Source organism: Rhizobacter sp. SG703 (genome assembly GCF_012275445.1).
Classification (GTDB): Bacteria; Pseudomonadota; Gammaproteobacteria; order Burkholderiales; family Burkholderiaceae_C; genus Rhizobacter.
In genome coordinates, this window is sequence record NZ_JAAZQK010000001.1 from 250871 (window position 1) to 276119 (window position 25249).

The 25249-nt window shown below is 67.8% G+C and carries 19 protein-coding genes and 1 pseudogene; 17 read left to right on the plus strand and 3 right to left on the minus strand.

What is annotated here, in order from left to right; translation table 11 throughout:
• Positions 1 to 45 precede the first annotated feature (45 nt).
• The 13 genes from FHT26_RS01060 (at position 46) to FHT26_RS01120 (ending at position 15898) form a co-directional block, all read left to right on the plus strand.
• On the plus strand, positions 46 to 1374 hold the full coding sequence (locus FHT26_RS01060; RefSeq protein ID WP_168558347.1) for an NAD(P)/FAD-dependent oxidoreductase: 1329 nt from the start codon (positions 46 to 48) through the stop codon (positions 1372 to 1374).
• A 133-nt stretch (positions 1375 to 1507) separates the two neighbouring features.
• The gene (locus tag FHT26_RS01065) at positions 1508 to 2296 is read left to right on the plus strand and encodes a gamma-glutamyl-gamma-aminobutyrate hydrolase family protein (protein ID WP_168558348.1); all 789 of its coding nucleotides are present in this window, start codon (positions 1508 to 1510) and stop codon (positions 2294 to 2296) included.
• Between the two features lie 81 nt (positions 2297 to 2377).
• On the plus strand, positions 2378 to 3745 hold the full coding sequence (locus tag FHT26_RS01070; RefSeq protein WP_168558349.1) for a glutamine synthetase family protein: 1368 nt from the start codon (positions 2378 to 2380) through the stop codon (positions 3743 to 3745).
• 14 nt (positions 3746 to 3759) lie between these two features.
• The gene (locus tag FHT26_RS01075; protein ID WP_168558350.1) at positions 3760 to 5145 is read left to right on the plus strand and encodes an aspartate aminotransferase family protein; all 1386 of its coding nucleotides are present in this window, start codon (positions 3760 to 3762) and stop codon (positions 5143 to 5145) included.
• A 23-nt stretch (positions 5146 to 5168) separates the two neighbouring features.
• Entirely contained in the window at positions 5169 to 6290 is a 1122-nt protein-coding gene (locus FHT26_RS01080) for a polyamine ABC transporter substrate-binding protein (RefSeq protein ID WP_168558351.1), read from the plus strand.
• Positions 6291 to 6426: 136 nt separating this feature from the next.
• Positions 6427 to 7536 carry an ABC transporter ATP-binding protein gene (locus tag FHT26_RS01085; RefSeq protein WP_168558352.1) on the plus strand — a complete coding sequence of 370 codons (1110 nt, stop codon included), beginning with the start codon at positions 6427 to 6429 and terminating at the stop codon, positions 7534 to 7536.
• A 10-nt stretch (positions 7537 to 7546) separates the two neighbouring features.
• On the plus strand, positions 7547 to 8464 hold the full coding sequence (locus tag FHT26_RS01090) for an ABC transporter permease (RefSeq protein ID WP_168558353.1): 918 nt from the start codon (positions 7547 to 7549) through the stop codon (positions 8462 to 8464).
• A complete protein-coding gene (locus FHT26_RS01095; RefSeq protein WP_168558354.1) occupies positions 8461 to 9309 on the plus strand; it encodes an ABC transporter permease in 849 nt (282 codons plus the stop codon). The genes FHT26_RS01090 and FHT26_RS01095 overlap by 4 nt, the downstream gene beginning before the upstream one ends.
• 39 nt (positions 9310 to 9348) lie before the next feature.
• The gene (locus tag FHT26_RS01100) at positions 9349 to 10773 is read left to right on the plus strand and encodes a DUF3138 family protein (protein WP_168558355.1); all 1425 of its coding nucleotides are present in this window, start codon (positions 9349 to 9351) and stop codon (positions 10771 to 10773) included.
• Positions 10774 to 10819: 46 nt separating this feature from the next.
• Positions 10820 to 12307, plus strand: a complete 1488-nt coding sequence (locus FHT26_RS01105; RefSeq protein WP_168558356.1) for an aldehyde dehydrogenase — start codon at positions 10820 to 10822, stop codon at positions 12305 to 12307.
• 13 nt (positions 12308 to 12320) lie between these two features.
• Positions 12321 to 13610, plus strand: a complete 1290-nt coding sequence (gene gabT / locus FHT26_RS01110) for a 4-aminobutyrate--2-oxoglutarate transaminase (RefSeq protein WP_168558357.1) — start codon at positions 12321 to 12323, stop codon at positions 13608 to 13610.
• Positions 13607 to 14938: a type III glutamate--ammonia ligase gene (gene glnT, locus FHT26_RS01115; RefSeq protein WP_168558358.1), complete on the plus strand. Its 1332-nt coding sequence runs from the start codon at positions 13607 to 13609 to the stop codon at positions 14936 to 14938. The genes gabT and glnT overlap by 4 nt, the downstream gene beginning before the upstream one ends.
• Positions 14939 to 14971: 33 nt before the next feature.
• A complete protein-coding gene (locus FHT26_RS01120; protein WP_168558359.1) occupies positions 14972 to 15898 on the plus strand; it encodes a DMT family transporter in 927 nt (308 codons plus the stop codon).
• Positions 15899 to 15940: 42 nt separating this feature from the next.
• On the opposite strand, the pseudogene FHT26_RS01125 reads toward FHT26_RS01120, so the two are convergent.
• Both FHT26_RS01125 and FHT26_RS01130 read right to left on the minus strand, forming a co-directional pair.
• Positions 15941 to 18292, minus strand: a pseudogene (locus FHT26_RS01125) (penicillin acylase family protein); the annotation flags it as partial.
• Entirely contained in the window at positions 18289 to 19149 is an 861-nt protein-coding gene (locus tag FHT26_RS01130; protein WP_168558360.1) for a formyl transferase, read from the minus strand. The pseudogene FHT26_RS01125 and the gene FHT26_RS01130, both read right to left, overlap by 4 nt.
• A 136-nt stretch (positions 19150 to 19285) precedes the next feature.
• Here FHT26_RS01130 and FHT26_RS01135 point away from each other — a divergent pair, with 136 nt between their 5' ends.
• Genes FHT26_RS01135 through FHT26_RS01150 form a run of 4 tightly spaced genes read left to right on the plus strand, consistent with a single transcriptional unit; the run spans position 19286 to position 23233 of the window.
• A complete protein-coding gene (locus tag FHT26_RS01135; protein WP_349238064.1) occupies positions 19286 to 20368 on the plus strand; it encodes a GNAT family N-acetyltransferase in 1083 nt (360 codons plus the stop codon).
• 2 nt (positions 20369 to 20370) lie between these two features.
• On the plus strand, positions 20371 to 21639 hold the full coding sequence (locus tag FHT26_RS01140; protein ID WP_168558680.1) for a lysine N(6)-hydroxylase/L-ornithine N(5)-oxygenase family protein: 1269 nt from the start codon (positions 20371 to 20373) through the stop codon (positions 21637 to 21639).
• A gap of 5 nt (positions 21640 to 21644) precedes the next feature.
• Complete coding sequence (locus FHT26_RS01145; RefSeq protein ID WP_490362764.1) at positions 21645 to 22238, plus strand: RNA polymerase sigma factor; 594 nt, start codon at positions 21645 to 21647, stop codon at positions 22236 to 22238.
• Entirely contained in the window at positions 22235 to 23233 is a 999-nt protein-coding gene (locus FHT26_RS01150; RefSeq protein ID WP_349238065.1) for a FecR family protein, read from the plus strand. Before FHT26_RS01145 ends, FHT26_RS01150 begins: the two co-directional genes overlap by 4 nt.
• Positions 23234 to 23245: 12 nt before the next feature.
• Here FHT26_RS01150 and FHT26_RS01155 read toward each other — a convergent pair whose 3' ends face one another.
• A complete protein-coding gene (locus tag FHT26_RS01155) occupies positions 23246 to 24988 on the minus strand; it encodes a hypothetical protein (RefSeq protein ID WP_168558362.1) in 1743 nt (580 codons plus the stop codon).
• Positions 24989 to 25249: the final 261 nt, after the last annotated feature.

Below are 25249 nucleotides of genomic sequence, written 5' to 3' on the forward strand. Positions count from 1 at the left end.
CATTCATCAACCGAACGTCAAAGGGCCCTGCCTAGCGCCTACCGTATGAGCTTCCTGAGCGCCGACAGCGATCTCACCCGCCACTCGTACTACGCCGCGACCGTGCAGCGGGCGCCGGGCTTTCCCACGCTGTCGTCGTCGCTCGACTGCGATGTCGCGGTGGTCGGCGGTGGTCTCGCGGGGCTGTCGGCCGCGATCGAACTGGCCGACCGCGGCTACCGCGTCGCATTGCTCGAAGCCCGCGAGGTCGGCTGGGGCGCCTCGGGCCGCAACGGCGGCCAGGCCATCGCCGGCCTGGCCTGCGAGCAGACGGTGATCGAGGACCAGCTCGGCCTCGACGCATCGCGCCGCGTGTGGGCGATGACGCTCGAGGCGCTGGACCTGATCCACGAGCGCTGCAGGCGTTTCTCGATCGATTGCGACTGGCAGCCGGGCTACCTGAGCGTGGCCGTCAATGCCCGCAAGGCGCGCGAGCTGCACGACTGGCACGTGCTGATGCGCGAGCGCTACGACCACGACACCACCTGGATCGCGCCGGCCGACCTGCCGCAGTGGATCGCGAGCCCGCGTTTCCACAGCGGCGCGCACGATGCACGCTCGGGGCACCTGCATCCGCTGAAGTACAGCCTGGGGCTCGCGCGCGCCGCGGCCAGCCTCGGCGTGCAGCTGTTCGAGCAGTCGCCGGTCACGTCGATCACGCCCGGCCCCACGGTGCGGCTCGCCACACCGCAAGGCGAGCTGCGCGCGAAGCACGTATTGCTCGCCGGCAACGTCTACCTGCAGGGCCTCGCGCCGCAGCTCGAACGCCGCATCATGCCGGTCGGCACCTATATCGTGGCCTCGCGGCCGATGGCCCCCGAGCTGGCGCAGTCGCTGATCCCGTCGCGCTCGGCCGTGTGCGACACCAACTTCGTGCTCGACTACTTCCGCCCGACACCCGACCACCGCATGCTGTACGGCGGACGCGTCAGCTACAGCACCAGCACGCCGATCAACCTCGCGGCCAGCATGCAACGCCGCATGGCGCACACCTTCCCGCAGCTGAAGGACACCGCGGTCGAGTTCTCGTGGGGCGGCTTCGTCGACATCAGCATGAACCGCGCGCCCGATTTCGGGCGCCTGCCCGCCGAGGGTGCAGGCGCCGGCGCGAAACCGCACCACGACAACATCTACTACCTGCAGGGGTTCTCGGGCCACGGCCTCGCGCTGACCGGCCTCGCCGGCAAGCTGGTCGCCGAGGCGATCGACGGCCACGCGGCCCGCTTCGACACCTTCGCGGCACTGCGACACCGCCCGTTCCCCGGCGGCCCGCTGCTGCGCACGCCGGCCCTCGTGATGGGCATGGCGTACTACCGCCTGAAGGACATGCTGTGAGTGCCGCGGCGAGGTTCCTTCCGATTGACTTTGTGCCTCGTGGGGTCAAACTCACAGGCACGCTCATTGCTCCACGTCTGTTGACAGCAAGCCCAGTGTGCTGTCGCTCAACAAGCGACACGCAGCAAGCCCAATGAAAACACCCAACAAGCCGGTCGTCCTGGTCCCCGCGTGCAACCGACTGGTCGGCCTGCATCCCTTCCACATCGCGGGCAAGAAGTACATCGACGCGGTGCGCCTGGCCGGCTGCCTGCCGCTGGTCGTGCCCTCGTCCACCGCGGCCGAGATCGACGAACTGCTCGACGTCGCCGACGGCGTGCTGCTGACCGGCTCGCCGTCGAACGTGCACCCGAGCCACTTCGGCGAAGAGGTGCACGACCCGTCGCTGCCGCTCGACCCCGACCGCGACGACTGGACGCTGCCGATGATCCCGCGCGCCCTCGAACGCGGCATCCCGCTGTTCGCGATCTGCCGCGGTTTCCAGGAGGCCAACGTCGCGCTCGGCGGCTCGCTGCACCAGGCCGTGCAGGAGGTGCCGGGCCAGCGCGACCACCGCGGCGCGCCGCACCTGAAAGACGCGCCGCCCGAGGTGGTCTACGACTTCGCGCACGAGGTCACCGTGGTGCCCGGCGGCACGCTGGCGGGCATCGTCGAGAAGCCGTCGTTCCAGGTGAACTCGGTGCACGGCCAGGGCGTCAACAAGCTCGCGCCGGGGCTGCGCGTCGAGGCGCGCGCACCCGACGGCCTGGTCGAGGCCTTCTCGATGGCCGAGGCCAAGTCCTTCAACCTCTGCGTGCAATGGCACCCCGAATGGCAGGCCGCGCAGAACCCGATCTCGCTGCGCCTGTTCAAGGCCTTCGGCGCCGCCTGCCAGTCGTTCCGCGACCGCCACCGGGAGCCGCACCGCGACCCCGACCGTTAGGTGCGTTCCACCCTGCCCTGACGCTCGACCCAACCGCCGGTCACCCTCGATCTGCGGCCAACGAATCAAACAGGTGATCCCATGGTGGACAAGAACAACTTCAATTTCAGCGACCTCGAACAGTGGCTCAACGACCGCCGCGTGACCGAGATCGAATGCCTGGTGCCCGACCTCACCGGCGTGGCCCGCGGCAAGATCCTGCCGCGCGAGAAATTCACCGAAGACCGCGGCATGCGGCTGCCCGAGGCCATCGTCGCGATCGGCGTCACCGGTGAATTCCCCGAGGAAGGCCCTTACTACGACGTGATCCACGCGACCGACCGCGACATGCACCTGCGCCCCGACCCGAGCACGGTGCGCATCGTGCCGTGGGCGGTCGACCCGACCGCGCAGGTCATCCACGACTGCTTCGACCGCGACGGCAAGATGATTCCCTACGCGCCGCGCTCGGTGCTGCGCAACATCTGCGACCTGTATGCCGCCGAAGGCTGGGACCCGGTGGTCGCGCCCGAGCTCGAGTTCTACCTGATCGAGCGCAGCACCGACCCGAACCAGCCGCTGCGCCCGCCGAAGGGCCGCAGCGGCCGCGCCGAGACCTCGCGCCAGGCCTATTCGATCGATGCGGTGAACGAGTTCGACCCGCTGTTCGAAGACATCTACGCCTACTGCGAGCAGATGGAACTGAACGTCGACACGCTGATCCACGAGGTCGGCGCGGGCCAGATGGAGATCAACTTCTTCCACGACCACCCACTCGGGCTGGCCGACGAGGTGTTCTTCTTCAAGCGCACGATCCGCGAGGCCGCGCTGCGCCACGAGATGTACGCCACCTTCATGGCCAAGCCGATGGCCAACGAACCCGGCAGCGCGATGCACGTGCACCAGAGCGTCGTCAGCAAGCTGACCGGCAAGAACATCTTCAGCAACGAGGACGGCTCGCCGTCGAAGGAGTTCTTCTGGTACATCGGCGGGCTGCAGAAGTACACGCCGGCGGCGATGGCGCTGTTCGCGCCCTACGTCAACTCGTACCGCCGGCTCGCGCGCTCGACCGCGGCGCCGATCAACATCCAGTGGGGCACCGACAACCGCACGGTCGGCATCCGCTCGCCGGTGGCGACGCCGGCCGCGCGGCGGGTCGAGAACCGCGTGATCGGTGCGGATGCGAACCCCTACGTGGCGCTGGCTGCCACGCTCGCCTGCGGCTACCTCGGCATCAAGAACCGGATCGAGCCGGCCGCCGAGTGCAAGGGCGACGCCTACCTGTCGGAGTACCAGCTGCCGCGCTCGCTGAGCGAAGCGCTGGGCTGGTTGTCGGACGAGAAGGACCTGCACGACGTGCTCGGCAAGCCGTTCATCACCGTCTACTCCGAGGTCAAGGAGATCGAGCACGACGAGTTCATGAAGGTGATCTCGCCGTGGGAGCGCGAGCACCTTCTCCTCCACGTCTGACCGGGAGACCTCCGATGGACCACACCACCTCACGCAGCACGCGCGACTGGCAGGCCGCCGACACGGCCCACTACCTGCACCCGTTCACCGACTACAAATCGCTGTCGTCCAAGGGCTCGCGCATCATCACCAAGGCCGACAACATCTACCTGTGGGACAGCGAGGGTCACAAGATCCTCGACGCGATGTCCGGCCTGTGGTGCGTCAACGTCGGCTACGGCCGCCAGGAGCTGATCGATGCCGCCACCGCGCAGCTGAAGCAGTTGCCGTTCTACAACTCGTTCTTCCAGACCGCGACGCCGCCGGCGATCGAGCTGGCAGAGCTGCTGGCGCAGGTGACGCCGCCGCAGTTCAAGCACGTGTTCTTCAGCGGCTCGGGTTCCGAGGGCAACGACACCGTCGTGCGCATGGTGCGCCGCTACTGGGACGTGCTCGGCCAGCCCGAGCGCACGGTGATCGTCAGCCGCCACAACGCGTACCACGGCTCGACGATGGCCGGCGCGTCGCTCGGCGGCATGAGCGGCATGCATGCGCAGGGCGGGCTGCCGATTCCGGGCATCGTGCACATCGAGCAGCCGTTCTGGTTCGAGAACGGCCAGGGGATGAACCGCGACGAGTTCGGCATCCGCGCGGCCGACTGGCTCGAAGCGAAGATCCTCGAGGTCGGCGCCGACAAGGTGGCGGCGTTCATCGGCGAGCCGGTGCAAGGCGCCGGGGGCGTGATCGTGCCGCCGTCGAGCTACTGGCCGGCGATCCAGCGCATCTGCGACAAGCACGGCATCCTGCTCGTCTCCGACGAGGTCATCACCGGCTTCGGCCGCACCGGCCGCTGGTTCGGCTGCGAGACGATGGGATTCAAGCCCGACCTGATGACCTTCGCGAAAGGCGTGACCTCCGGCTACATCCCGCTCGGCGGCGTGATGGTCGGCGAGCGCATCGCGAAGGTGCTGATCGAGCAAGGCGGCGAGTTCAACCACGGCTACACCTACTCCGGCCACCCGGTGGCCTGCGCGGTGGCGCTGGCCAACATCCGGCTGATCCAGCGCGAGGGGCTGGTCGACCGCGTGCGCGACGAGCTCGGCCCGTACCTCGCGGCGCGCTTCGCCGAGCTCGGCGAGCACCCGCTGGTCGGCGAGGCGCAGACCTGCGGAATGATGGGCGCGCTGCAGCTGGTGAAGGACAAGGCGTCGAACCGCGTGTTCGACCCCTCGCTCGAGGTCGGCATGGTGTGCCGCGGCCACTGCTTCGGCAACGGGCTGATCATGCGTGCGGTCGGCGACCGGATGATCGTCGCGCCGCCGCTGGTGATGACGATCGCGCAGCTCGACGAGATGGTCGCGCTGATCCGCAAGTGCCTCGACCTCACGCTCGCCGACGTCAGGTCGCGCAGCTGGCTCTGAATTCACGCCCGGAGTTTTTCAACATGAAGGACATGACCATGAAGCAGGTGTTCGGTGCATTGGGATGCGCGTTGGCCGTCGTGCTGTGGGGCACGCCGGCCGTCGCGCAAGAGGAAGACAAGGTCATCAACATCTACAACTGGTCCGACTACATCGCCGACGACACGCTGGCGAACTTCGAGAAGGAGACCGGCATCAAGGTGCGCTACGACAATTTCGACAACAACGAAATCGTCCACGCGAAGCTGGTCGCCGGCAAGAGCGGCTACGACGTGGTGGTGCCGTCGTCGTACTGGGCCAAGCTGCAGGCCGACGGCGGGCTGCTGCGCAAGCTCGACAAGAGCAAGCTGCCGAACCTGAAGAACATGGACCCGCAGACGCAGGCGACGCTCGCGAAGCTGGATCCGGGCAACGACTACATGGTCGACTGGCTGTGGGGCTACACCACGGTGGGCATCAACGTCGACAAGGTGAAGGCGGCGCTCGGCAGCCTGCCGATGCCCGACAACGCCTGGGACCTGGTGTTCAAGCCGGAGTACATCGGCAAGCTCAAGTCCTGCGGCGTGTCCTTCCTCGACTCGCCGACCGACATCGTGCCGGCCGCGATGCACTACCTCGGCAAGCCGGCGTTCTCGCGCAATGCCGGCGACTACCAGGCGGTGCCGGACCTGCTGAAGAAGATCCGCTCGTCGGTGACGCTGTTCAGCTCGTCGGGCTACATCAACGACATGGCCAACGGCTCGATCTGCGTCGCGCTCGGCTGGTCGGGCGACATCAACATCGCCCGCCAGCGCGCGATCGACAGCAAGACCGGGCAGAAGATCGAGGCGCTGATCCCGAAGACCGGCGGCGTGCTGTTCTTCGACACGATGGTGATCCCGGCCGACGCGCCGCACCCGGACAACGCGCACAAGTTCATCAACTACATCATGAAGCCCGAGGTGCACGCGTCGCTGACGAACAAGGTGTTCTACGCGAACCCGAACAAGGAATCGCGCAAGTTCATCAAGCCCGAGGTGGCGAGCAACCCGACGGTGTTCCCGGGCGATGCCGACATGCAGAAGATGGCACTGCCGGAGGCGGTGACCAACGACATCCGGCGCACGATGACGCGCATCTACACCTCGTTCAAGACCGGCATCTGATGGCCCACCCCCGAGGCGCTGACGCGGGCCCCCTCGGGCTGACGCCCTCTCCCCCTCAAGGGGACGCCGCCAGCGGCCCGGCAAAGCCGGTTCCGCGGCGGCCGCTTGATCTCAGCTCTTTGCGTGGATCTTCCCAATGACGGATACATCTCAAGGCGGCTTTCTTCGCATCGAGGATGTGGTGAAGGATTTCGGCGGCGGTGCCGTCGCGGTCAACCACGTCAGCGTCGACATCGCGAAGGGCGAGATCTTCGCGCTGCTCGGCTCGTCGGGCTGCGGCAAGACGACGCTGCTGCGCATGCTCGCGGGCTTCGAGACGCCGACCTCGGGCCGCATCGTGCTCGACGGGAAGGACCTGGCCGGCCTGCCGCCGTATGCGCGGCCGCTGAACATGATGTTCCAGTCGTATGCGCTGTTCCCGCACCTGACGGTCTGGGACAACATCGCCTTCGGCCTGCGACGCGACCGGCTGCCGAAGGCCGAGATCGCCGAGCGGGTCGACGCGATGCTGAAGCTGGTGCAGCTGACGAAGTACGGCCAGCGCAAGCCGCACCAGCTGTCGGGCGGCCAGCAGCAGCGGGTGGCGCTGGCGCGCAGCCTGGCGAAGAAGCCGCAACTGCTGCTGCTCGACGAGCCGCTGGGCGCGCTCGACAAGAAGCTGCGCGAGGAAACGCAGATCGAGCTGGTGAACATCATCGAGGAGGTCGGCGTGACCTGCGTGATGGTGACGCACGACCAGGAAGAAGCGATGACGATGGCCTCGCGGATCGCGGTGATGAGCGAAGGCCGCTTCCTGCAGGTGGGCCCGCCGGCCGACATCTACGAGACGCCGGCCACGCGCTTCGTCGCCGATTTCATCGGCAACGTGAACCTGATGGACGGTGCGGTCACCGAAGACCAGCCCGACCATGTCGTGATCACCTGCCCGGACTGCACGCACTACGTCGGCCACGGCATCACCGGCACCGAAGGCATGGAGGTCACGGTGGCGTTGCGGCCCGAGAAGATCCAGCTGTCGCGCCAGGTGCCGGCCGGCGAGCACGGCCCGCACAACCGGGCCCGCGGCAAGGTGAAGAACCTGGCGTACTTCGGCAGCTTCACGGTGTTCCACATCCAGCTGCCGAGCGGCGCGATGCTGAAGGTCAGCCAGAACAACGCCGAGCGGCACCGCGACGACGTGATCACCTGGGACGACGAGGTGTGGGCGCATTGGTCGCCGTCTGCCCATGTCGTGCTGACGCAATGAAAGCCCGGCCATGAAAGCCCCCACCTGGTGGCGCGGCCGCAGCGCCGTCATCGGCATCCCCTACCTGTGGCTGCTCGCGTTCTTCCTCGCGCCGTTCCTGATCGTGCTGAAGTACAGCCTGTCGGAAATGGGCGCCGTGACGCCGAACGACATCACCAGCGTGGCCGACGGCGCGCTGAAGATCACGCTGAAGTTCGGCAACTACGTCTTCATGACCGGCGACGCGCTGTACTTCAAGGCCTATGTGTCGAGCCTGAAGTTCGCGCTGATCACCACCGTGCTGTGCCTCGCGATCGGCTACCCGTTCGCCTACTTCATGGCCCGGGCGAAGCAGAGCCTGCAGCCCGCCCTGCTGATGCTCGTGATGCTGCCGTTCTGGACCTCGTTCCTGCTGCGCGTCTACGCGTGGAAAGGCCTGCTCGAGGAGAACGGCTGGGTGCACCGCCTCGTGGTCGGGTTGCACCTCGATACGCTGCTCGTGCAGGCGCAGATGATCGACGTGCCCGGCAAGCTGATGAACACGCCCTTCTCGCTGGTGATCGGCATGACCTACACCTACCTGCCGTTCATGATCCTGCCGCTGTACGCCAACCTCGCGAAGATGGACCTGCGGCTGCTCGAGGCCGCGGCCGACCTCGGCGCGACGCCCTGGCAGGCGTTCTGGCGCATCACCGTGCCGCTGTCCAAGGCCGGCATCATCGCCGGCTCGATGCTGGTCTTCATTCCCTGCGTCGGCGAGTTCGTCACCCCCGAGCTGCTCGGCGGACCGCAGACGCTGATGATCGGCCGCGTGCTGTGGGACGAGTTCTTCAGCAACAACGACTGGACCATGGCCTCCACCGTTGCCGTCGTGCTGGTGCTGCTGATCGTGTTCCCGCTGGCGCTCTTCAACAAGTACCAGGTCGAAAGCCAGGAGCGCAGGCGATGAGCGGCACCGTGCACCCGAAGGCCGCGTGGTTCGGCCGCGCCTGGCTGGCCGGCGGCTTCGTGTTCCTGTACCTGCCGATCGTCACGCTCGTCATCTACTCGTTCAACGCGTCGCCGCTGCCCACCGTGTGGGGCGGCTTCACGCTCGACTGGTACGGCAAGCTGGCCCACGACCGCGAGATGCTGTCCGGCCTGTGGCTGTCGCTGAAGATCGCCTTCCTCAGCGCCTGCGGCTCGGTCGTGCTGGGCACGCTGGCGGCGTTCTCGCTCGTCAAGTACCGGCGCTTCACCGGCCGCACGCTGTTCAACGGGCTGGTCAACGCGCCGCTGGTGATGCCCGAGGTGATCTGCGGGCTGTCGCTGCTGCTGATGCTGGTGTCGGTGCAGAAGGCGGTCGGCTTCCCCGAGCGCGGGTTGATGACGATCTGGCTCGGCCACCTGCTGCTCGGCATGTCGTACGCCACCGTCGTCGTGCAGGCCCGCCTGCAGGACCTGAACCCGTCGCTCGAAGAGGCCGCGATGGACCTCGGCGCGCGGCCCTGGCAGGTGTTCACGCTGGTCACGCTGCCGATGATCGGCCAGGCGCTGGCTTCGGCCTGGCTGCTCACCTTCAGCCTGTCGCTCGACGACGTGGTGGTGTCGGCTTTCCTCTCCGGCCCCGGCGCCACCACGATGCCGCTGGTGATCTTCTCGCGCGCCCGGCTCGGGCTGAACCCGAGCGTCAATGCGGTCGCCACCGTGATCATCGTGGTCGTCGCCGTCTGCGTCGCGGCGGCCAGCCTCTGGATCGCGCGCGCCGAGCGGCGCCGCCTGCAGGAAATGAACGCGGCCCAGCGTGGCGCCTGACATCGCAACACCCCGAATCCAACCCCGAGGAGAAAACCGATGAAGTTCGCGAAGCTCTCGACCCTGGCGCTGGCGATCGCCGCCGCGTTCGCGGCCCCCGCCCAGGCGCAGTCGAACAAGGAGTTGATGGACGAGTTGAAGGCGATGAAGCAGCGCATCGCGGACCTGGAGAAGAAGCTGGCCGAGAAGTCGGCCGCCGAGGTGAAGCCCAGCGAGAAGACACAGGAGAAGCAGTGGGGCATGACCCCCGAGCAGGTGCAGGACTTCAACCGCATCGCGGTGAAGACCGAGGCGCTCGAAGACGCGATGGAAGCGCAGGGGCTGAAGGGCCTGAAGATCAGCGGCTACTTCGACCCGAGCTACATCTACAACAAGAACCAGCACCGCGCCGGTTTCCAGTTCCTGAACCGCGTCTCGGACGACGGCTACAACTACGACAACTCCTACTTCGGCGTCGCGAGCCTCGATTTCCAGAAGGAGATGGAAGGCGGCACCCGGTGGCGCCTGACGCTGATGCCCAACCGCGGTGCCGGCTCGATCGCCGACCCGGACGGCAACAGCATCGTCCACGAGGCCTCGGTGTCGGTCCCGATCGGCGACCTGCAGACGCGCTTCCTCGCCGGCCAGATCCCCGACTGGTCGGGCTACGAGTACGTGCAGCCGACGCTGACCAAGCTGGTCACGCGCGGCCTGCTGCTCGACTTCACCGAGCCGACCGCCTACACCGGCGCCGGCATGGAATTCATCCGCGGCAAGTGGGACAGCAAGTTCGTCATTGCGAACTACAACAAGACCAAGCAGGGCGCGAACCAGAAATCGCCGGTGTTCGCCTACCGCGTCGACTACTCGAAAGGCGAGTTCAACGGCTTCGGCTTCGCCGGCGTGCACGGCAAGGTCGCCAACTTCTCCGAAAGCGCGATCGACCCGAACACGCTGGAGGTGATCCCGCAGGACGACACCCGCCTCGACCTGTTCGAGATCGACGGCTACTTCATCCGCGGCGACTGGACGGTGCAAGGCCAGGTCGGCTTCGGGCGGCAGCGCAATGCGGCTATCGTGCCGGCCGCGGACGGCAGCCTGCGCGATGCGCAGTGGTGGGGGGCGTCGGCGCTCGCGGCCTACAAGTTCGAGCCGCGCTTCGAAGGCGTGGTGCGGGTCGACTACATCAACAACAAGAAGAACGGCGGCGGGCTGCTGCAGTACTCGGTCGCGGACGACCGCAACGGCATCGGCCCCGACCCGGCGCTGGGCTGCGCGCCGGGCGCGCTGGTCGACGGCTGCGACGAAGGCGCGAACCGCTATGCGCTGGCGGTCGGCTTCAACTACCTGATGACGCGCAACACGACCCTGAAGGCCGAATACCGGCTCGATCGCGCGACACTGCCGGTGTTCATCGACGCCAACGACGGCAGCTACAAGAAGAGCAACCACCTGCTGGGCGCGTCGGTGGTCGTATCGTTCTAAGAGCTCAATCCCTGCTCAGGGCGAACGGTTTTGCAGAGGAGACGAGATGAACTCGATTGACTGGACCGCCCGCGCTGCGGCGCTTCAACTCGACGGCCGCGCCTTCATCGGCGGCCAGCGCGTCGCGGCGCTCGCCGGCGAGACCTTCGGCTGCGTGTCGCCGCTCGATGGCCGCACGCTGGCCCCGGTGGCGCGCGGCCAGGCGGCCGACATCGATGCGGCGGTGCTGTCGGCGCGCCGAGCCTTCGACGACGGCCGCTGGGCGCGCAAGGCGCCGGCGCAGCGCAAGAAGGTGCTGCAGCGCTTCGCCGAGCTGATCCTCGGCGCGAAGGAGGAGCTGGCCCTGCTCGAGACGCTCGACATGGGCAAGCCGATCAAGTACAGCCTGAGCGTCGACGTGCCGTCCACCGCGCGCTGCATCGCCTGGTATGCCGAGGCGGTCGACAAGGTCTACGACGAGATCGCGCCGACGCCGCACAGCGCGCTGGCGCTGATCACGCGCGAGCCGATGGGCGTGATCGGCGCGATCGTGCCGTGGAACTACCCGATGATCATGGCCTCGTGGAAGCTCGGCCCGGCACTCGCCGCCGGCAACAGCGTGGTGCTGAAGCCGAGCGAGAAATCGCCGCTGACCGCACTGCGCCTGGCCGAGCTCGCGCTGCAGGCCGGCCTGCCCGACGGCGTGTTCAACGTCGTGCCCGGCTACGGCCACGAGGCCGGCGAGGCGCTCGCGCTGCACCCGCAGGTCGATGCGATCGGCTTCACCGGGTCGACCCGCGTCGGCCGCAAGATGCTGGAGTACGCCGGGCGCAGCAACCTGAAGCGGGTCTACAACGAGCTGGGCGGCAAGTCGGCCTTCGTCGTGTTCCCCGATTTCGACGACCTGCAACGCGCCGCGCAGACGGTGGCCGGCAGCATGTTCTTCAACCAGGGCGAATCGTGCAATGCGCCGTCGCGGGTGTTCGTGCACGACAGCATCGCCGACGATTTCGTGAAGACGGTGACGGTCGAGGCGCCGAAGTACCGGCCGGGCGACCCGCTCGACGCCGGCACCGAGCTCGGCGCGCTGGTCGACGACACGCAGCTGCGCACGGTGATGGGCTACATCGATGCCGGCCAGTCCGAGGGCGCCCGGCTCGCGGCGGGCGGCCGGCAGGCGCGCCAGGACAGCGGCGGCTACTTCGTCGAGCCGACGGTGTTCGACGGCGTGTCCAACACGATGAAGATCGCGCGCGAGGAGATCTTCGGGCCGGTGCTGTCGGTGATCCGCTTCAAGACCGAGGAAGAAGCGGTCGCGATGGCGAATGACAGCGCCTACGGGCTGCAGGCGAGCGTCTGGAGCAGCAACATCAACCGTGCGCACCGCGTGGCGCGGGCACTGCGCGCCGGCACGGTGCACGTCAACCAGTACGACGAAGACGACATCACGGTGCCGTTCGGCGGCTTCAAGCAGAGCGGCAACGGGCGCGACAAGTCGCTGCATGCATTCGACAAGTACACCGAGCTGAAGACGACCTGGATCCGGCTCGACTGACCGGGGAACCGTGATGAACCACTCCCTCAACGAACAACTGATGGCCCGCAAGGCCGCCGCCACGCCTCGCGGCGTCGGCGTGATGGGCAGCTTCTTCGCCGACCATGCCGAGAACGCCGAGCTGTGGGACGTCGAAGGCCGGCGCTTCCTCGACTTCGCCGGCGGCATCGCGGTGATGAACACCGGCCACCGCCACCCGAAGGTCGTCGCGGCGATCGAGGCGCAGCTGAAGCGCTTCACCCACACCTGCTACCAGGTCGTGCCCTACGAGGGCTACATCGCGCTGGCCGAGCAGCTCAATGCGCTGACGCCCGGCCGCCATGCGAAGAAGACCGCGTTCTTCAGCACCGGCGCCGAAGCGATCGAGAACGCGGTGAAGATCGCGCGCGCCCACACGAAGCGCTCCGGCGTGATCGCGTTCGGCGGCGCCTTCCACGGGCGCAGCCTGTTCGCGGTCGCGCTGACCGGCAAGGTACAGCCGTACAAGGCCGGCTTCGGCCCGTTCCCGCCGGAGATCTACCACGTCCCCTTCCCTGCCGAAGGCACGCACCTGGCCGACGTGCAGAAGGCGGTGCAGCACCTGTTCAAGGCCGACATCGAAGCGTCGCGGGTCGCCGCCATCGTGTTCGAACCGGTGCAGGGCGAAGGCGGCTTCAACGTGATCCAGGCCGACGCGCTGCGCTGGCTGCGCGCACTGTGCGACGAGCACGGCATCGTGCTGATCGCCGACGAGGTGCAGACCGGGTTCGGCCGCACCGGCCGGCTGTTCGCGATGGAGCATTTCCCCGACGTGCTGCCCGACATCCTGGTCAGCGCCAAGTCGCTGGCCGCCGGGCTGCCGCTGTCGGCGGTGACCGGCCGCGCCGAGGTCATGGACGCGCCCTCGCCGGGGGGACTTGGCGGCACCTATGCCGGCAACCCGCTGGCGATCGCCGCGGCGCATGCGGTGATCGGCGTGATGCACGACGAACAGCTGCCCGCGCGCGGCCAGGCGCTCGGCGACCGGCTGAAGGCGGTGCTGAACGAGTCGCGCGCTGCCGTGCCGCAGATCGTCGACGTGCGCGGTCTCGGCGCGATGGTGGCGGTGCAGTTCAACCGTGCCGGCACCGACGCGCCCGACGCCGCGTTCACGAAGCAGGTGCAGGCCGAAGCGCTGCAGCGCGGGCTGATCCTGCTGAGCTGCGGCGTCGATGCCAACGTGATCCGCTTCCTGTTCCCGCTGACGATTCCCGAGGCGCATTTCGCCGAGGCGACCGCGATCCTGCAGGCTTCGCTGAAGGCCGCGGCGGCCCGCCCCGCATGAAGGAACTCCACGGGCCGCTTCGCGAGCGCCTGCAGGCCGAGGGCGTGCACACGCTGGTTGCACAGTTCACCGATGTGCACGGCGTCGCGAAGGGCAAGTACGTGCCGCTCGCGCATCTCGACAGCCTGCTGGCCGAAGGCGCCGGCTTTGCCGGTCCGTCGATCTGGGGCACCGGGCTGCCGCGCACCGGTCCGCGCGCGGAGTACTTCGGCCGCGGCCAGCCCGAGACCGCGCGCGCATTGCCGTGGATGCCGGGGTATGCGCGCATTGTCTGCGATGGCTTCGTCGCCGGCGAGCCCTTCGACGCCTGCCCGCGCCAGGTGCTGAAGCGCCAGCTGGCGCGGCTCGCCGAACGGGGCTGGACGCTGCGCACCGGCATCGAGCCGGAGTTCTTCCTGCTGCGCCGCACGGCCGACGACGGCATCGCGCCGGCCGATCCGCACGACACGCTCGACAAGCCGTCGTACGACCTGAAGACGCTGCCGCGCCAGGCCACCTTCCTGCACGAGCTGAGCGACGCGCTGACCGCCTGCGGCCTCGACGTGTTCCAGGTCGACCATGAAGACGCGCACGGCCAGTACGAGCTGAACTTCCACCATGCCGACGCGCTGCAGAGCGCCGACCACCTGATGCTGTTCAAGCTGGCCGCGCAGGCGCTGGCCGAGCGGCACGGCAGCATCTTCTCGATGATGCCGAAGCCGTTCGCGAACCAGCCGGGCAGCGGCATGCACTTCCATGTGTCGCTGTGGGCCGGCTCCGATTGCGTGTTCGCCGACCGGCAGCAGCCGCTGTCGACGCTGGCTGGGCAGTTCATCGCCGGCGTGCTGGCGCATTCGGCCGCGCTGTGCGCGCTGGCCGCGCCGACCGTCAACGGCTACAAGCGGCTGGTGGTCGGCGAATCGTTGTCGGGCACCAGCTGGGCGCCGGCCTACGTGGCGCACGGGCCGAACAACCGCACCGCGCTGGTCCGCACGCTCGGCGGCCGCTTCGAATGGCGCCTGCCGGATGCGTCGGCCAACCCGTACCTGGCGACGGCCGGGCTGATCGCCGCCGGGCTCGACGGCATCGCCCGCGCGCTCGACCCGGGGCCGGCCTGCACCGACGACCTGTTCGCGCTGAGCCTGGCGCAGGTCCGCGAGCGCGGCATCGGGCTGCTGCCGCAAAGCCTGGGCGAGGCGGTCGACGCGCTCGAGGCCGACGGCGTGGTCCGCGCGGCGCTGGGCGAGACCTTGTCGGCGGAGTTCATCCGGCTCAAGCGCGCCGAGTGGACCGACTATGCGCGCCATGTGAGCGGCTGGGAGATTGCGCGGTACGCTTCGGCGTTCTGAGCCCTCCCCTGTGCCCCTTCTCCTCCTTCTCGAATGAACTCTTCGTCTTCGGCCCCGGTGGCCGCCCACCGCGCGCACGCGCCGTGGATCGCCTACCTCTGCCTCGGCAGCTCGATGGCCCTGGTGGGCAGCTATGTGGGGCTGTCGAAGCTGCTGCTGGCGGTGTTCCCGGTCTTCCTGCTGGCCTGGCTGCGCTTCGGCATGGCGGCGGTCGCGATGGCCGGCTGGGTGAAGCGCCGGCCCGGCGAAACGCCGCTGAGCCGGCACGACCGCATCCTGCTGTTCTTCGAATCCTTCTTCGGCAACTTCCTGTTCTCGATCTGCATGCTGTTCGGCGTCGGCCTCAGCTCCGCGCTGGCGGCGGGCGTGATCATGGCGGCGATCCCGGCCGCAGTGGCGATCCTGTCGCGGCTGTTCCTGAAGGAGCGCATCGTGCCGCGCGTGGCGATGGGCATTGCGTGCGCGGTCGGCGGCATCGCGCTGGTGTCGGTGGTGGCGCACGGCGGTGACGACCAGGGCGGCAGCTCGCTGCTCGGCAACCTGCTGCTGTCCGGCGCGGTGATCTGCGAGGCCTCGTACGTGGTGATGGGCAAGAAGCTGACCGGCAACGTGTCGGCCAGGCGCATCAGCGCGCTGGTGAACCTGTGGGGGCTGGCGCTGGTGACGCCGCTCGGGCTGTGGCAGGCGATGTCGTTCGACTTCGGCGCGGTGCAGCCGGGCTCGTGGTCGCTGCTGCTGTTCTATTCGCTGGCGGCCAGCATGGTCACCGTGTGGCTGTGGATGACCGGCCTGCGCCAGGTGCCGGCGTCATCGGCGGGCATCTTCACGGTGCTGCTGCCGATCAGCGCGGCGGCGATCGGCGTGGTGTTCCTCGGCGAGCGGATCAGCGCGACGCAGGCCGCGGCCTTCGGCCTGGCGATTGCCGGCGTGCTGCTGGCGACCTGGCCCCGCCGCTCGTAGCCGGATCGTGCGCAACGCGGGATCGCGCGCGATCTCGTCCTCGTGGAACGGAAAGCGCAGCCACGCGCGGCGGGCATGGCGCGCGACCGACGGCTCGGCCGCGCCCTCGCCCGCTTCGACCGCGCCGTCGCTCTCGCCATGCGCGAGCAAGGTGTCGGCCACCACGCCGCGCGGCCCGAAGCGCACCACCTGCAGGTAGCTGTTGGCGACCGCGTCCGGGCCGATGCCGTGCGTGTCGTCGCCATCGCAGACCACCGCGACGTAGCCCGCGCCATGGCAGCCGCCGTACAGCGCGAGCTGCTCGCCACCGCTGCGCACGAAGCGGCGCCGGCCCAGCGGTTCGTCGAGCGCCCAGCCGCGTTCGGCGAATGCCGCGACCGTGGCCGCCAGCGCCTGCGCGATGCGCGGATCGGAACCGTTCGGCGCGCGCGGTGTGTCCAGCGGCGACTGCGGCAAGAACGGCACGCCGAACAGCTCGGCATCGGGCAGGTCCTCGAGCCGCGCCCACAACGCATCCCACAGCAGCGCGCCGCGCGCGTCGGGCTCCGCGCGGCCGGACCAGCGCGCGAGCACCTCGCAGGCCCGACCCACGTCGGCCATCGCCGGTGCCGCGCAGCTCGGCGCCAGCAGCTCGCGCCGGAATCGCTCCGCCGCCCAGGCCCGCGGCGCGAGCACCGCCCGCTTCAGCCGTCCGGCCAGCGCCTCGGCCGAGCGCGCCGGCGCCGTCGCCAGCTCCTGCGCGATCGTGTGGCCCAGCCGCGCGCGCAGCGACAAGGCCTGCCGCTGCGCACCGATCACGCTCGGGTAGCCTTCCAGCGGCTGCTGCACGCTGAACAGCCAGTGGCTGTCGTTCATGTTCTCGACGTGGTCGCTGCGCAGCAGGCTCGGCAGCGCCGCCACCGGCATCGCACCCGGCTGCGGTGCCGCGGCATCGGCGGCCCAGTCGCAGTCCGCGCGGCTGCCGTCGAGGAACGGCGTGGCCGCATCGATCTGCGCGAAGCCGCGCGACAGCGCGGTGCTGCAGCGCTCGCGCAGCGCATCGGGCACGTTCGGCACCGTGCCCACGTCGGCGATCCACACCCGGCCGTCGCCGCGCCCGATGGCCGCGGTGTTGACCCACGGCATGCCGGCCTCGCGGCGCTGGATCGCGATGAAGTCGTCCAGCGAGCGCGCCTGGTTCCACGCGAAGAAGGTGCGGAACACCCGGAAGTTGTCGGCATTGATGTCGCGCAGCGCCAGGGCATGCGCCGTGCCCCAGCCGAACGGCGCGGCGCGCCGGCCGAGGTCGGCGATCGGGCCGAAGCGCGTGCCGTACAGCCGGCGCGTCACCGGCTGCAGCGTGCCGTCGGCCGCGCGCACCTGCACCGTGACCTCGCGCGACTGCATCGCCTCGCTGGCACCGTCGACCCGGTAGCGCGTCGGGTCGGCCGGGTCCAGCGCCAGCTCGAAGAAGCCGAAACGGCGCGCGGCCGACACGGTGTGGCTCCACGCGATGCGGTCGTTGAAGCCGATCATCACCAGCGGCACGCCGAGGAAGCCGACCCCGGCCACGTCGACGCGGCCCGGGATGCTCAGGTGCATCTGGTAGAAGCGATCGGGTCCGCCCCAGTACCAGTGCGGATTGCCGAACAGCACGCCGCCGGCTTCGCCGGTGGCCTCGCGGCCGAACGCCATCATGTTGCTGCCGAGCCCGGCCTGCTCGCCCAGCGGGTGCGCGAGCCGAGCGCGCAGCGTGCCGTCGTCGTCGGCCGCCTGGCCGACCTTCGCTGCGTCGGCCGTCGCGGGCCGCGCGTTGACGATCTCGGGAATGAAGCGCGCCTGCCCCGCGGCGACCTGCGCGGCGAACAGGCGGCGCAGGATGTCGTCGCCGGCGATCTCGTGCACCCACGGCTCGCGCAGGCAGGCCTGGCGCGGCGCGCCGGGTTGGCCGCGGACGTTGTCGCGTGCAGCGCTGCGCGCCTCCACGAGGTAGCGGTTGTAGCCGTCCGCATACCCGTCGGCCGCGGCCAGCAGGTCTGGCTGCAGCGCAGCGCGCGAACGCGCGAGCATCGCGTCGTCGGCGAACGCGCGGAAGTAGAAGTCCAGCTCCAGGTTGGTCGGCCGGCCGAAGGTGGACAGCCGCGCCGGCCGTGCGTCGGCCCCGAAGTGCTGCGATCGTTCGCCGCGCCAGGTGGTGAAGGCCTCGGCCAGCGTGCACAGCGCGTCCTGCGCCTGCGCATAGCCGATGCCGACGCCGAGCTCGCGCCAGCCTGGCGCGCGAATGTGCGGGATCCGGTCGGCGGTGCGGCGGATCTCGACGTCGCCCACCGGCGCCGCAGCCGCCGTCGAGACCAGCAGCGGTGCCGACAGCAGCGGTGCGAGCGCGAGCAGCAGGCGTCGAATCGACAGGCTCATGACGTCTCCTTCGCCCGTTCGGCGAGTGTCGCGAGCCCGCGCTGCAGCGCAGGGAACAGGCTCCGGTGGAAGTTGTTCCAGCGCAGCTCGAGGATGGTGTCGGCCGGGTCGATCTCGGTGGCCAGCACGTCGACGATCACCTCGCCCGAATCGATGCCGTTGTCGACGTAGTGGAACGACGCACCGGTCTGCCGCACCGGCTCGACCGGCGTGCGCGCCATCGTGCGCCAGTCGATGCGTTCGCCCCGGGCGCCGTGCAGCGCATCGAGCGTGGCCCACGCGCCGCGCCGCTGGTGCGGCGAGCCGTCGCGCGTGATGCCGGGATGGATGTTGACGATGCGGCGGTGGAACGGCGCGCCCGGCCGCACCAGCGCGTCGAGGATGACCAGCAGGCCGTCGAGCACGACGACGTCGGCCCGCAGCGCGAGCAGCCGCGCCAGCAGCCGGGTTTCGAAATCGCGCTTGCCGGCCACGCGATCCGCCGCGCCGAGCGGCAGCCGGCGGTAGTGGGATGGCACCGTTTCCAGCAGCTCGACGAGCGGCCGGCCCTGCACCTGCAGCGCCGGCGGGAACGGCCAGCAGCGGCTCGGGTGCGGCGAGAAGCCGTAGTCCTTCAGCAGCTCGCGGTCGCGCGGGTTGCCTTCGTCGTCGTCGACGATCACCGCCTGCAGCGAATACGCATCGCCGAGCGCGCTGCCGTTCAGCGTCTCGACCAGGAATTCGAGCGGCGACTTCATGTAGCGCTGCCCGCCCTTGAACGCGACGGGCTGCCCGGCGCGGTCGGCGGCCGCGTTGCGCAGCGACGCGATGTAGACGAGCCTGGCCGGTCTCTCTGGCGGTCTGGTTGACGGTTCCATGTGCCACATGACGAAGCACGGGCCGCGCTGTTCAGCGAACGACGTCGGCTGAACAAACCCATCGACCGCTCGTCATGGAGGCATGAACAGCGGCACCCCCCCACGACCCTCTCCCGACTTTGCAGCACCGCGCTGCGTGAGCCATCCGTTCGGCCAGGCGCTGCAGGTGCAGCGCGACGGCGACCGGCTGGTGGTGACCGACCCGCAGCCGGCGCGTGCGGGCGATGCGCCTCGCGACCGCATCGGCCGCTGGCAGTGGCGGCACGGCATCGATGCAGGCCAGGACCCGGAACTGCAATGGCTCGGCCCCTGCTCCGGCGAGCCGTCGGCCGCCCACCTGCTGGCGATCCTCGAGGCGGCGTTCACCTTCGAGCCGCACACCGCCCGCCTGCTGCTGCAACCGCCGTTCGCATCGGCGCTGAACCTGGTCGAGCACGGCCTCGCGCTGCCGGCCACCGGCGGCCGATGCATCGTGCACCGCGAGATGTTCTTCCAGCACGCGCCGATGTGGCTGCCGCAGGTGGCCTCGCCGATCCCGCTGCGTTACGCACTCACCGGCGACCGCCGCCACCCGCTGCGCGCGGCCAAGCGCCGAGGCGTGCTGTACCAGCGCCACATCCCGTGGCTGGACCGCACGTTCTCGTTCCGCAGCCTCGACATCGATGCCGACCTGCCGCGCTTCCACCGCTGGATGAACGACCCCGACGTGGCCCAGGTCTGGCAGGAAGACGGCGACCTCGCGAAGCACCGCGGCTACCTCGACGCCATCGCCGCCGACCCGCACATGCAGTCGATGATCGCCTGCCTGGACGGCGAGCCCTTCGGCTACTTCGAGGCCTACTGGGCGAAGGAGAACCGCATCGCGCCGTTCTGCGAGGCCGACGACCACGACCGCGGCTGGCATGTGCTGATCGGCGAACCGGACTTTCGCGGCAAGGCCTTCGCGACCGCGTGGCTCACGTCGATCTCGCACTACCTGTTCCTCGCCGACCCGCGCACCCGGCGCATCGTCGGCGAGCCGCGCGCCGACCACCGGCAGCAACTGCGCAACCTCGACCGCTCCGGCTACGCGAAGGTCAAGGAGTTCGACTTCCCGCACAAGCGCGCGATGCTGGTGACGCTGCTGCGCGAACGCTTCTTCACCGACACGCTGTGGTGGCCGCGCGAGGACGAGGCCCCCTTCGCCATCACCTCCACCACCCTGCAGGCAAGGACATGAGCATGCGCGTGCACGACCTCATCGGCATCGGCTTCGGGCCGTCGAACCTGGCGCTGGCGATCGCGCTCGACGAGCAGCGGCGCGCCGGACGGCCGCTCGTCGACGCGCTGTTCATCGAGCGCCAGCCGGGCTTCGCATGGCATCCGGACATGCTGCTGCCGCACGCCCACATGCAGATCTCGTTCCTGAAGGACCTGGCGACGCTGCGCAACCCGACCAGCCGCTTCACCTTCGTGAACTACCTGCACCAGCAGGGCCGCTTGCAGGACTTCATCAACCTGAAGACCTTCTACCCGAGCCGCCGCGAGTTCAACGACTACCTCGGCTGGGCGGCCGCGCAGTTCGACGACAGCTGCGTGTACGGCGAAGAGGTGGTCGAGGTGCTGCCGCAGGCGCAGGGCCGCGAGGTGTCGCTGCTGCGGGTGCGCTCGCGCGACGCCGCCGGCCAGTGGCACGAGCGGCTCGCGCGCCACCTGGTGGTCAGCATCGGCGGCACCGCCCACATCCCCGAGGCCTTCCGCATACTGGCCGGCGACCCGCGGGTGATGCACTCCAGCGGCTACCTGGCGGGCATGGCGCGGCATGCCGATGCGAAGCGCATCGCGATCGTCGGCGCCGGCCAGAGCGCGGCCGAGCTGTTCATCGACCTGCATGGCCGGCCGAACGCGCCGCAGGTCGACCTCATCATGCGGGCCCGCGCGATCCGGCCGGCCGACGACAGCCCGTTCGTCAACGAGATCTTCAACGCCGGCTTCGTCGACCACGTCTATGCGCAGCCCGAGGCGCAGCGGGCCGAGATGCTGGCGGCGTTCCGCCACACCAACTACGCCTGCGCCGACCTCGACCTGATCCGGCAGATGTTCGCGGTGTTCTACGAGCAGCGCGTCAGCGGCGACGAGCAGCACCGCTTCCTGCGGCGGCACGAGATCCAGAGCGTGCGCGCCGCGCCCGACGGCATCCACCTGAACCTGCTCGACGTCGACGCCTCGCGCGAGAGCAGCCAACGCTACGACGCGGTGGTGCTGGCGACCGGCTATGCGCGCGAGCAGCACCATGCGCTGCTCGGCGAGCTGGCACCGTGGCTCGGGCGCCTGCAGGTCGACCGCGACTACCGCGTGATCGCGCCGCGCGAGTTCCGCCCGGCGGTGTTCCTGCAGGGGGCCTGCGAGACCACTCACGGGCTCAGCGACACGCTGCTGTCGATCACCGCGGTGCGCTCGAACGAGATCGCGACGAACCTTGCTACACTCAATGCGAACAATTCTCATTGAGCGAGGTGCTCTTCCAACGCATGCGCGAGCTGATCCAGGAACTGGTGGCCCATTGTGCGGACCTGCGGCGGCAGCTGACGCGCGAGCTGCGCGATCCGCAGCACGCGGCGGACATCGCGCAGTCGAGCTTCGAGCGGGTCTATGCGCTGGCGCTGGGCGACGGGCCTCAGGCGTCGATCGCATCGCCGCGCGCGCTGCTGTTCCGCGTGGCGCGCAACCTGTGCATCGATGAAGCCCGGCACCGGCAGGTGGCCCAGCGCTGGCTGGTGGAGCAGTCGCCGATGGGCCTGCATGCGGCGGCGCCGTCGTGCGAATACGTGCATGCGCAGCGCCAGGTGCTGCGGCGCGTGATCGGCGTGCTGGAATCGCTGCCGCCGTTGCGGCGCGAGGTGTTCCTGCTGTTCCGCGCTTATGGCTTCACGCGCACCGAGATCGCCGGGCGGCTGACGCTCAGCGAAGCGGCGGTGGCCAAGCACCTGGTGCGCGCGGCGCTCGACTGCTCGCGGGTGTTTGCTGAGATGCAGGCCGAGTTGATCGAGGCACCTGCCGTCTCACCGCGCAGCAGTTTCCGCGCGACCTTGGCCGAGGACTGGGCGTGAGCCGCGCCGTGGTTGCCGAGAAGCTGATCGAGCACGCGCTCGACCTGGTCGTGAAGAGCGAGGTCGAGCCCGAGCCGGCGGCCGGCCGGGCGCTCGCGCGGCTGCGGCAGTGGATCTGCGAATCGCCCGATCACGCCGCGGCGGCCGATGAAGCGCGCCGGCGTTGGCAGATGCTGGGCGGTCTGTCCGACGGGCTGCGCGAGCATTTCGAGGAGCCGGTCGCCGCGCCGGGGCGGCGCAACCTGCTGCTGTCGGCGGCTGCGGTGCTCGGCGGTGCGGCACTCGCCGGCCGGCTGGGTTGGCAATACTGGCAGGCGCCGGTGTTCACGGCGGCGTATCGGACGCAGCCGTTGCAGTTGCTCGACGTCACGCTGCCCGATGCCCAACCCGGCACGCAGCTGGCGTTGGGCGCCGACAGCGCGATCGACGTTCGGCTGCATCGGCAGCGGCGCATCGTGCGGCTCGACGGCGGCGAACTGCGTTGCGACGTGGCGCACGATCCGGCGCGGCCGTTCCAGGTGCTGACGCGCGACGCGCGCATCGAGGTGCTGGGCACGGTGTTCAGCCTGCGTGACCGCGGCGGTGCACTGACGGTCGGTGTCGAACGCGGGCGGGTGCAGGTGGCCTTGCGTGACGCGGCGGTGGATGGCGACGCAGACCGCTTCGGCCCACCCATCGTGCTGGGCGCTGGCGAGCTGATGGACATCCGCAACGGCATCGCGCAGCCGCCGCGCCCGGGCGATGCGGCCGCCCTCGCCGGCTGGCGCGACGGCTGGCTGAGCTTCCAGGACACCCCGCTGCGCGAGATGCTCGCGAGCGTCAATGCCTACCGCGCCTCGCCCATCGTCAGCACCGATTCACGCGTCAACGCGATGCGGCTGACCGGCCGCTTCCCGGTGCGGGATGCGGCCGGGTTGCTGGCGGCGTTGCCGCAGGTGCTGCCGGTCACCGTCCGCCTGCGCATGGACGGTGGGGTTGAACTCGCCGCTCATTGACGAGCAGCAAGTTCAGTCCTTCTGCAGATGGAAATGCTGGCGCTTGGAGAGAAGATGATTCTCAATATCAAATCGAGTAATGTCCGACCGATGATCGACTGCCTCTTTCGTTACCTTCCGGACCGCCTCATCGAAAGTCTCCGCCGTCTTGCCATGCTTCTCATACGACAGCGACAAGAAATCTGCCTTGCTGTATTTGTGCGGCTCAAGTAGATGTTTGATCTCGGGATCCTTGAACGTCAAGGGCTCGGGGACAATGACATCATTCGATGACGCGGCCTTCCGACGCTGCTGCTGCTGCGCCAGCGCCACTTCGTGGCGAACCACCGGATCGTTCAACATGATTTCTCTGAAATTTGACCAGCAAGTCGGATTGAATAATTCTTCCTTGTTCTGAAACGCATCAAGCAGCTCACAAAATGCCTTCTTCGCGTCTTCCGGCCACCCCACGTACCCAGGATTTCGCTTCACCTCGCCGACTATGAACGCTGATAAATAGTCTCGACCATTCTCTCCTGGCGTATAGATTCCTTCATTTTTCCTGGTCAGACTTATATGCTTCAGATGCAATTTGACAAACTCACTTCGAAATGTCTTCGAAAATGGTGACGCAGTAGTCGCTCGCGGTAAAGTTGGCGCTGTTTTCGTCGAAACTGTGTGCTCCGCGTTTTCATTCCATCTTTGGAATCCCGGATCTGCAACGAAAGCCTTGCAGAGCTGACTGTAGTGCCCGAAAAATGCCTCATCGGTAACATTCAAACGCTGATTGAATCCCAATATTTTATTCGCCAAGTCCGGGGACTCCTTCCAGCGGAACTCTGCACCAGCCTTTTCGGACCTGATGAAAGCAGTGATTTCTTTTCTTGCGTCTTCAGCCGTCACCCCTTTGGGAAAATCCATATATTTCCCGCCACTTTTATCCGTCTTTATCTTATATTTTTTGGACAGCTCGGAAAATGTGGTGTAACACGCCTCTCTGTCCAGCAGATTGACCACGTCGTGCTCAGCTTGAGAGTAATTTCGCTTCCACTTGGCGAGCTGAAGATCCCCATGCAAATCCCACTTGGTTTTCTCGTTTTTTAAAAAAGAATCGATTTCCTTCTGCGAAATTGCGACAGCATTCTTTTTCATCTCCGAGCAAAAAACTTTTATCAAGTCTTCATGACTGATATTTTCGTATTGATGTCGAAGAGTCGCGAATAAATTCACCATCTGCTGGTGATTGCTACTGCTCAGGTTGGCTTGGTGCGCAAAACCCGACGAAATCTCCGGCTCGCCTGATTTATTTTCCTTCGTCTTCGTCGTGGCTCTCCGGGAATTCACGGGCGAGTGAATGGGCGATTTCTGTTCATTTTTCTGCGGTTCCAAACGTGGCGAAACGTTCGACCTAGACTTCGTTGGAATTTCTTTTAATTCATTTTGTTGCTGACGGTTGCCACTGCTCGGTTCGGCTTGATGCGCACCACCTGACGAAATCTCTGACTTGCCCGAGTTATTTTCCAAACTGCAATTTTTCTTCGTCCTCGTCGTGGCTCTCGGAGAATTCACGCGTGAGTGAATTGATGACTTCTGCTCATCTTTCTGCGACTTGACATGTGATGAACCGCTCGATCCGGACGAGGAATTTTTCAATGTCCTCTCTGTCAGAATCTCCGCGCCTGACCTTTCCGTTTTGACGTCTGTTTTCTTTTTTTTGTTTTTTCCCTTGAGCGAAAGCGATTCGAATGTTCGCTTAATTTTTTCGATCTTCTTCATCGTCGAACCTCATAGACATCGAGTTGATTGGACCCATATCCCGTTCACTTTCAAGCGCTCTCTCAAAAGTCAACGGCTGCGGCGAACCCACTGAGTGCCCCCCGCCATCCGCTGGTTCCTGACCAAGTACACCTGTGTCTCGCTCCGTCACGCTGGGGAGCGCAGCCACCTGTCCCGCTTCTTCCTGCTCATTCGTCTAAGTAGTCAGAGAGCTCGCAAGCCAGCCCCCGGCCCCTTACGCGGCCCCACGCCAGCGGCTCG

What these genes read in the sequence shown, in the direction of transcription:
- FHT26_RS01060 (WP_168558347.1), top strand. Translation starts at nt 46, where the DNA reads ATGAGCTTCCTGAGCGCCGACAGCGATCTCACCCGCCACTCGTACTAC.
- FHT26_RS01065 (WP_168558348.1), top strand. Translation starts at nt 1,508, where the DNA reads ATGAAAACACCCAACAAGCCGGTCGTCCTGGTCCCCGCGTGCAACCGA.
- FHT26_RS01070 (WP_168558349.1), top strand. Translation starts at nt 2,378, where the DNA reads ATGGTGGACAAGAACAACTTCAATTTCAGCGACCTCGAACAGTGGCTC.
- FHT26_RS01075 (WP_168558350.1), top strand. Translation starts at nt 3,760, where the DNA reads ATGGACCACACCACCTCACGCAGCACGCGCGACTGGCAGGCCGCCGAC.
- FHT26_RS01080 (WP_168558351.1), top strand. Translation starts at nt 5,169, where the DNA reads ATGAAGGACATGACCATGAAGCAGGTGTTCGGTGCATTGGGATGCGCG.
- FHT26_RS01085 (WP_168558352.1), top strand. Translation starts at nt 6,427, where the DNA reads ATGACGGATACATCTCAAGGCGGCTTTCTTCGCATCGAGGATGTGGTG.
- FHT26_RS01090 (WP_168558353.1), top strand. Translation starts at nt 7,547, where the DNA reads ATGAAAGCCCCCACCTGGTGGCGCGGCCGCAGCGCCGTCATCGGCATC.
- FHT26_RS01095 (WP_168558354.1), top strand. Translation starts at nt 8,461, where the DNA reads ATGAGCGGCACCGTGCACCCGAAGGCCGCGTGGTTCGGCCGCGCCTGG.
- FHT26_RS01100 (WP_168558355.1), top strand. Translation starts at nt 9,349, where the DNA reads ATGAAGTTCGCGAAGCTCTCGACCCTGGCGCTGGCGATCGCCGCCGCG.
- FHT26_RS01105 (WP_168558356.1), top strand. Translation starts at nt 10,820, where the DNA reads ATGAACTCGATTGACTGGACCGCCCGCGCTGCGGCGCTTCAACTCGAC.
- gabT (WP_168558357.1), top strand. Translation starts at nt 12,321, where the DNA reads ATGAACCACTCCCTCAACGAACAACTGATGGCCCGCAAGGCCGCCGCC.
- glnT (WP_168558358.1), top strand. Translation starts at nt 13,607, where the DNA reads ATGAAGGAACTCCACGGGCCGCTTCGCGAGCGCCTGCAGGCCGAGGGC.
- FHT26_RS01120 (WP_168558359.1), top strand. Translation starts at nt 14,972, where the DNA reads ATGAACTCTTCGTCTTCGGCCCCGGTGGCCGCCCACCGCGCGCACGCG.
- FHT26_RS01130 (WP_168558360.1), bottom strand. Translation starts at nt 19,149, where the DNA reads ATGGAACCGTCAACCAGACCGCCAGAGAGACCGGCCAGGCTCGTCTAC.
- FHT26_RS01140 (WP_168558680.1), top strand. Translation starts at nt 20,371, where the DNA reads ATGCGCGTGCACGACCTCATCGGCATCGGCTTCGGGCCGTCGAACCTG.
- FHT26_RS01155 (WP_168558362.1), bottom strand. Translation starts at nt 24,988, where the DNA reads ATGAAGAAGATCGAAAAAATTAAGCGAACATTCGAATCGCTTTCGCTC.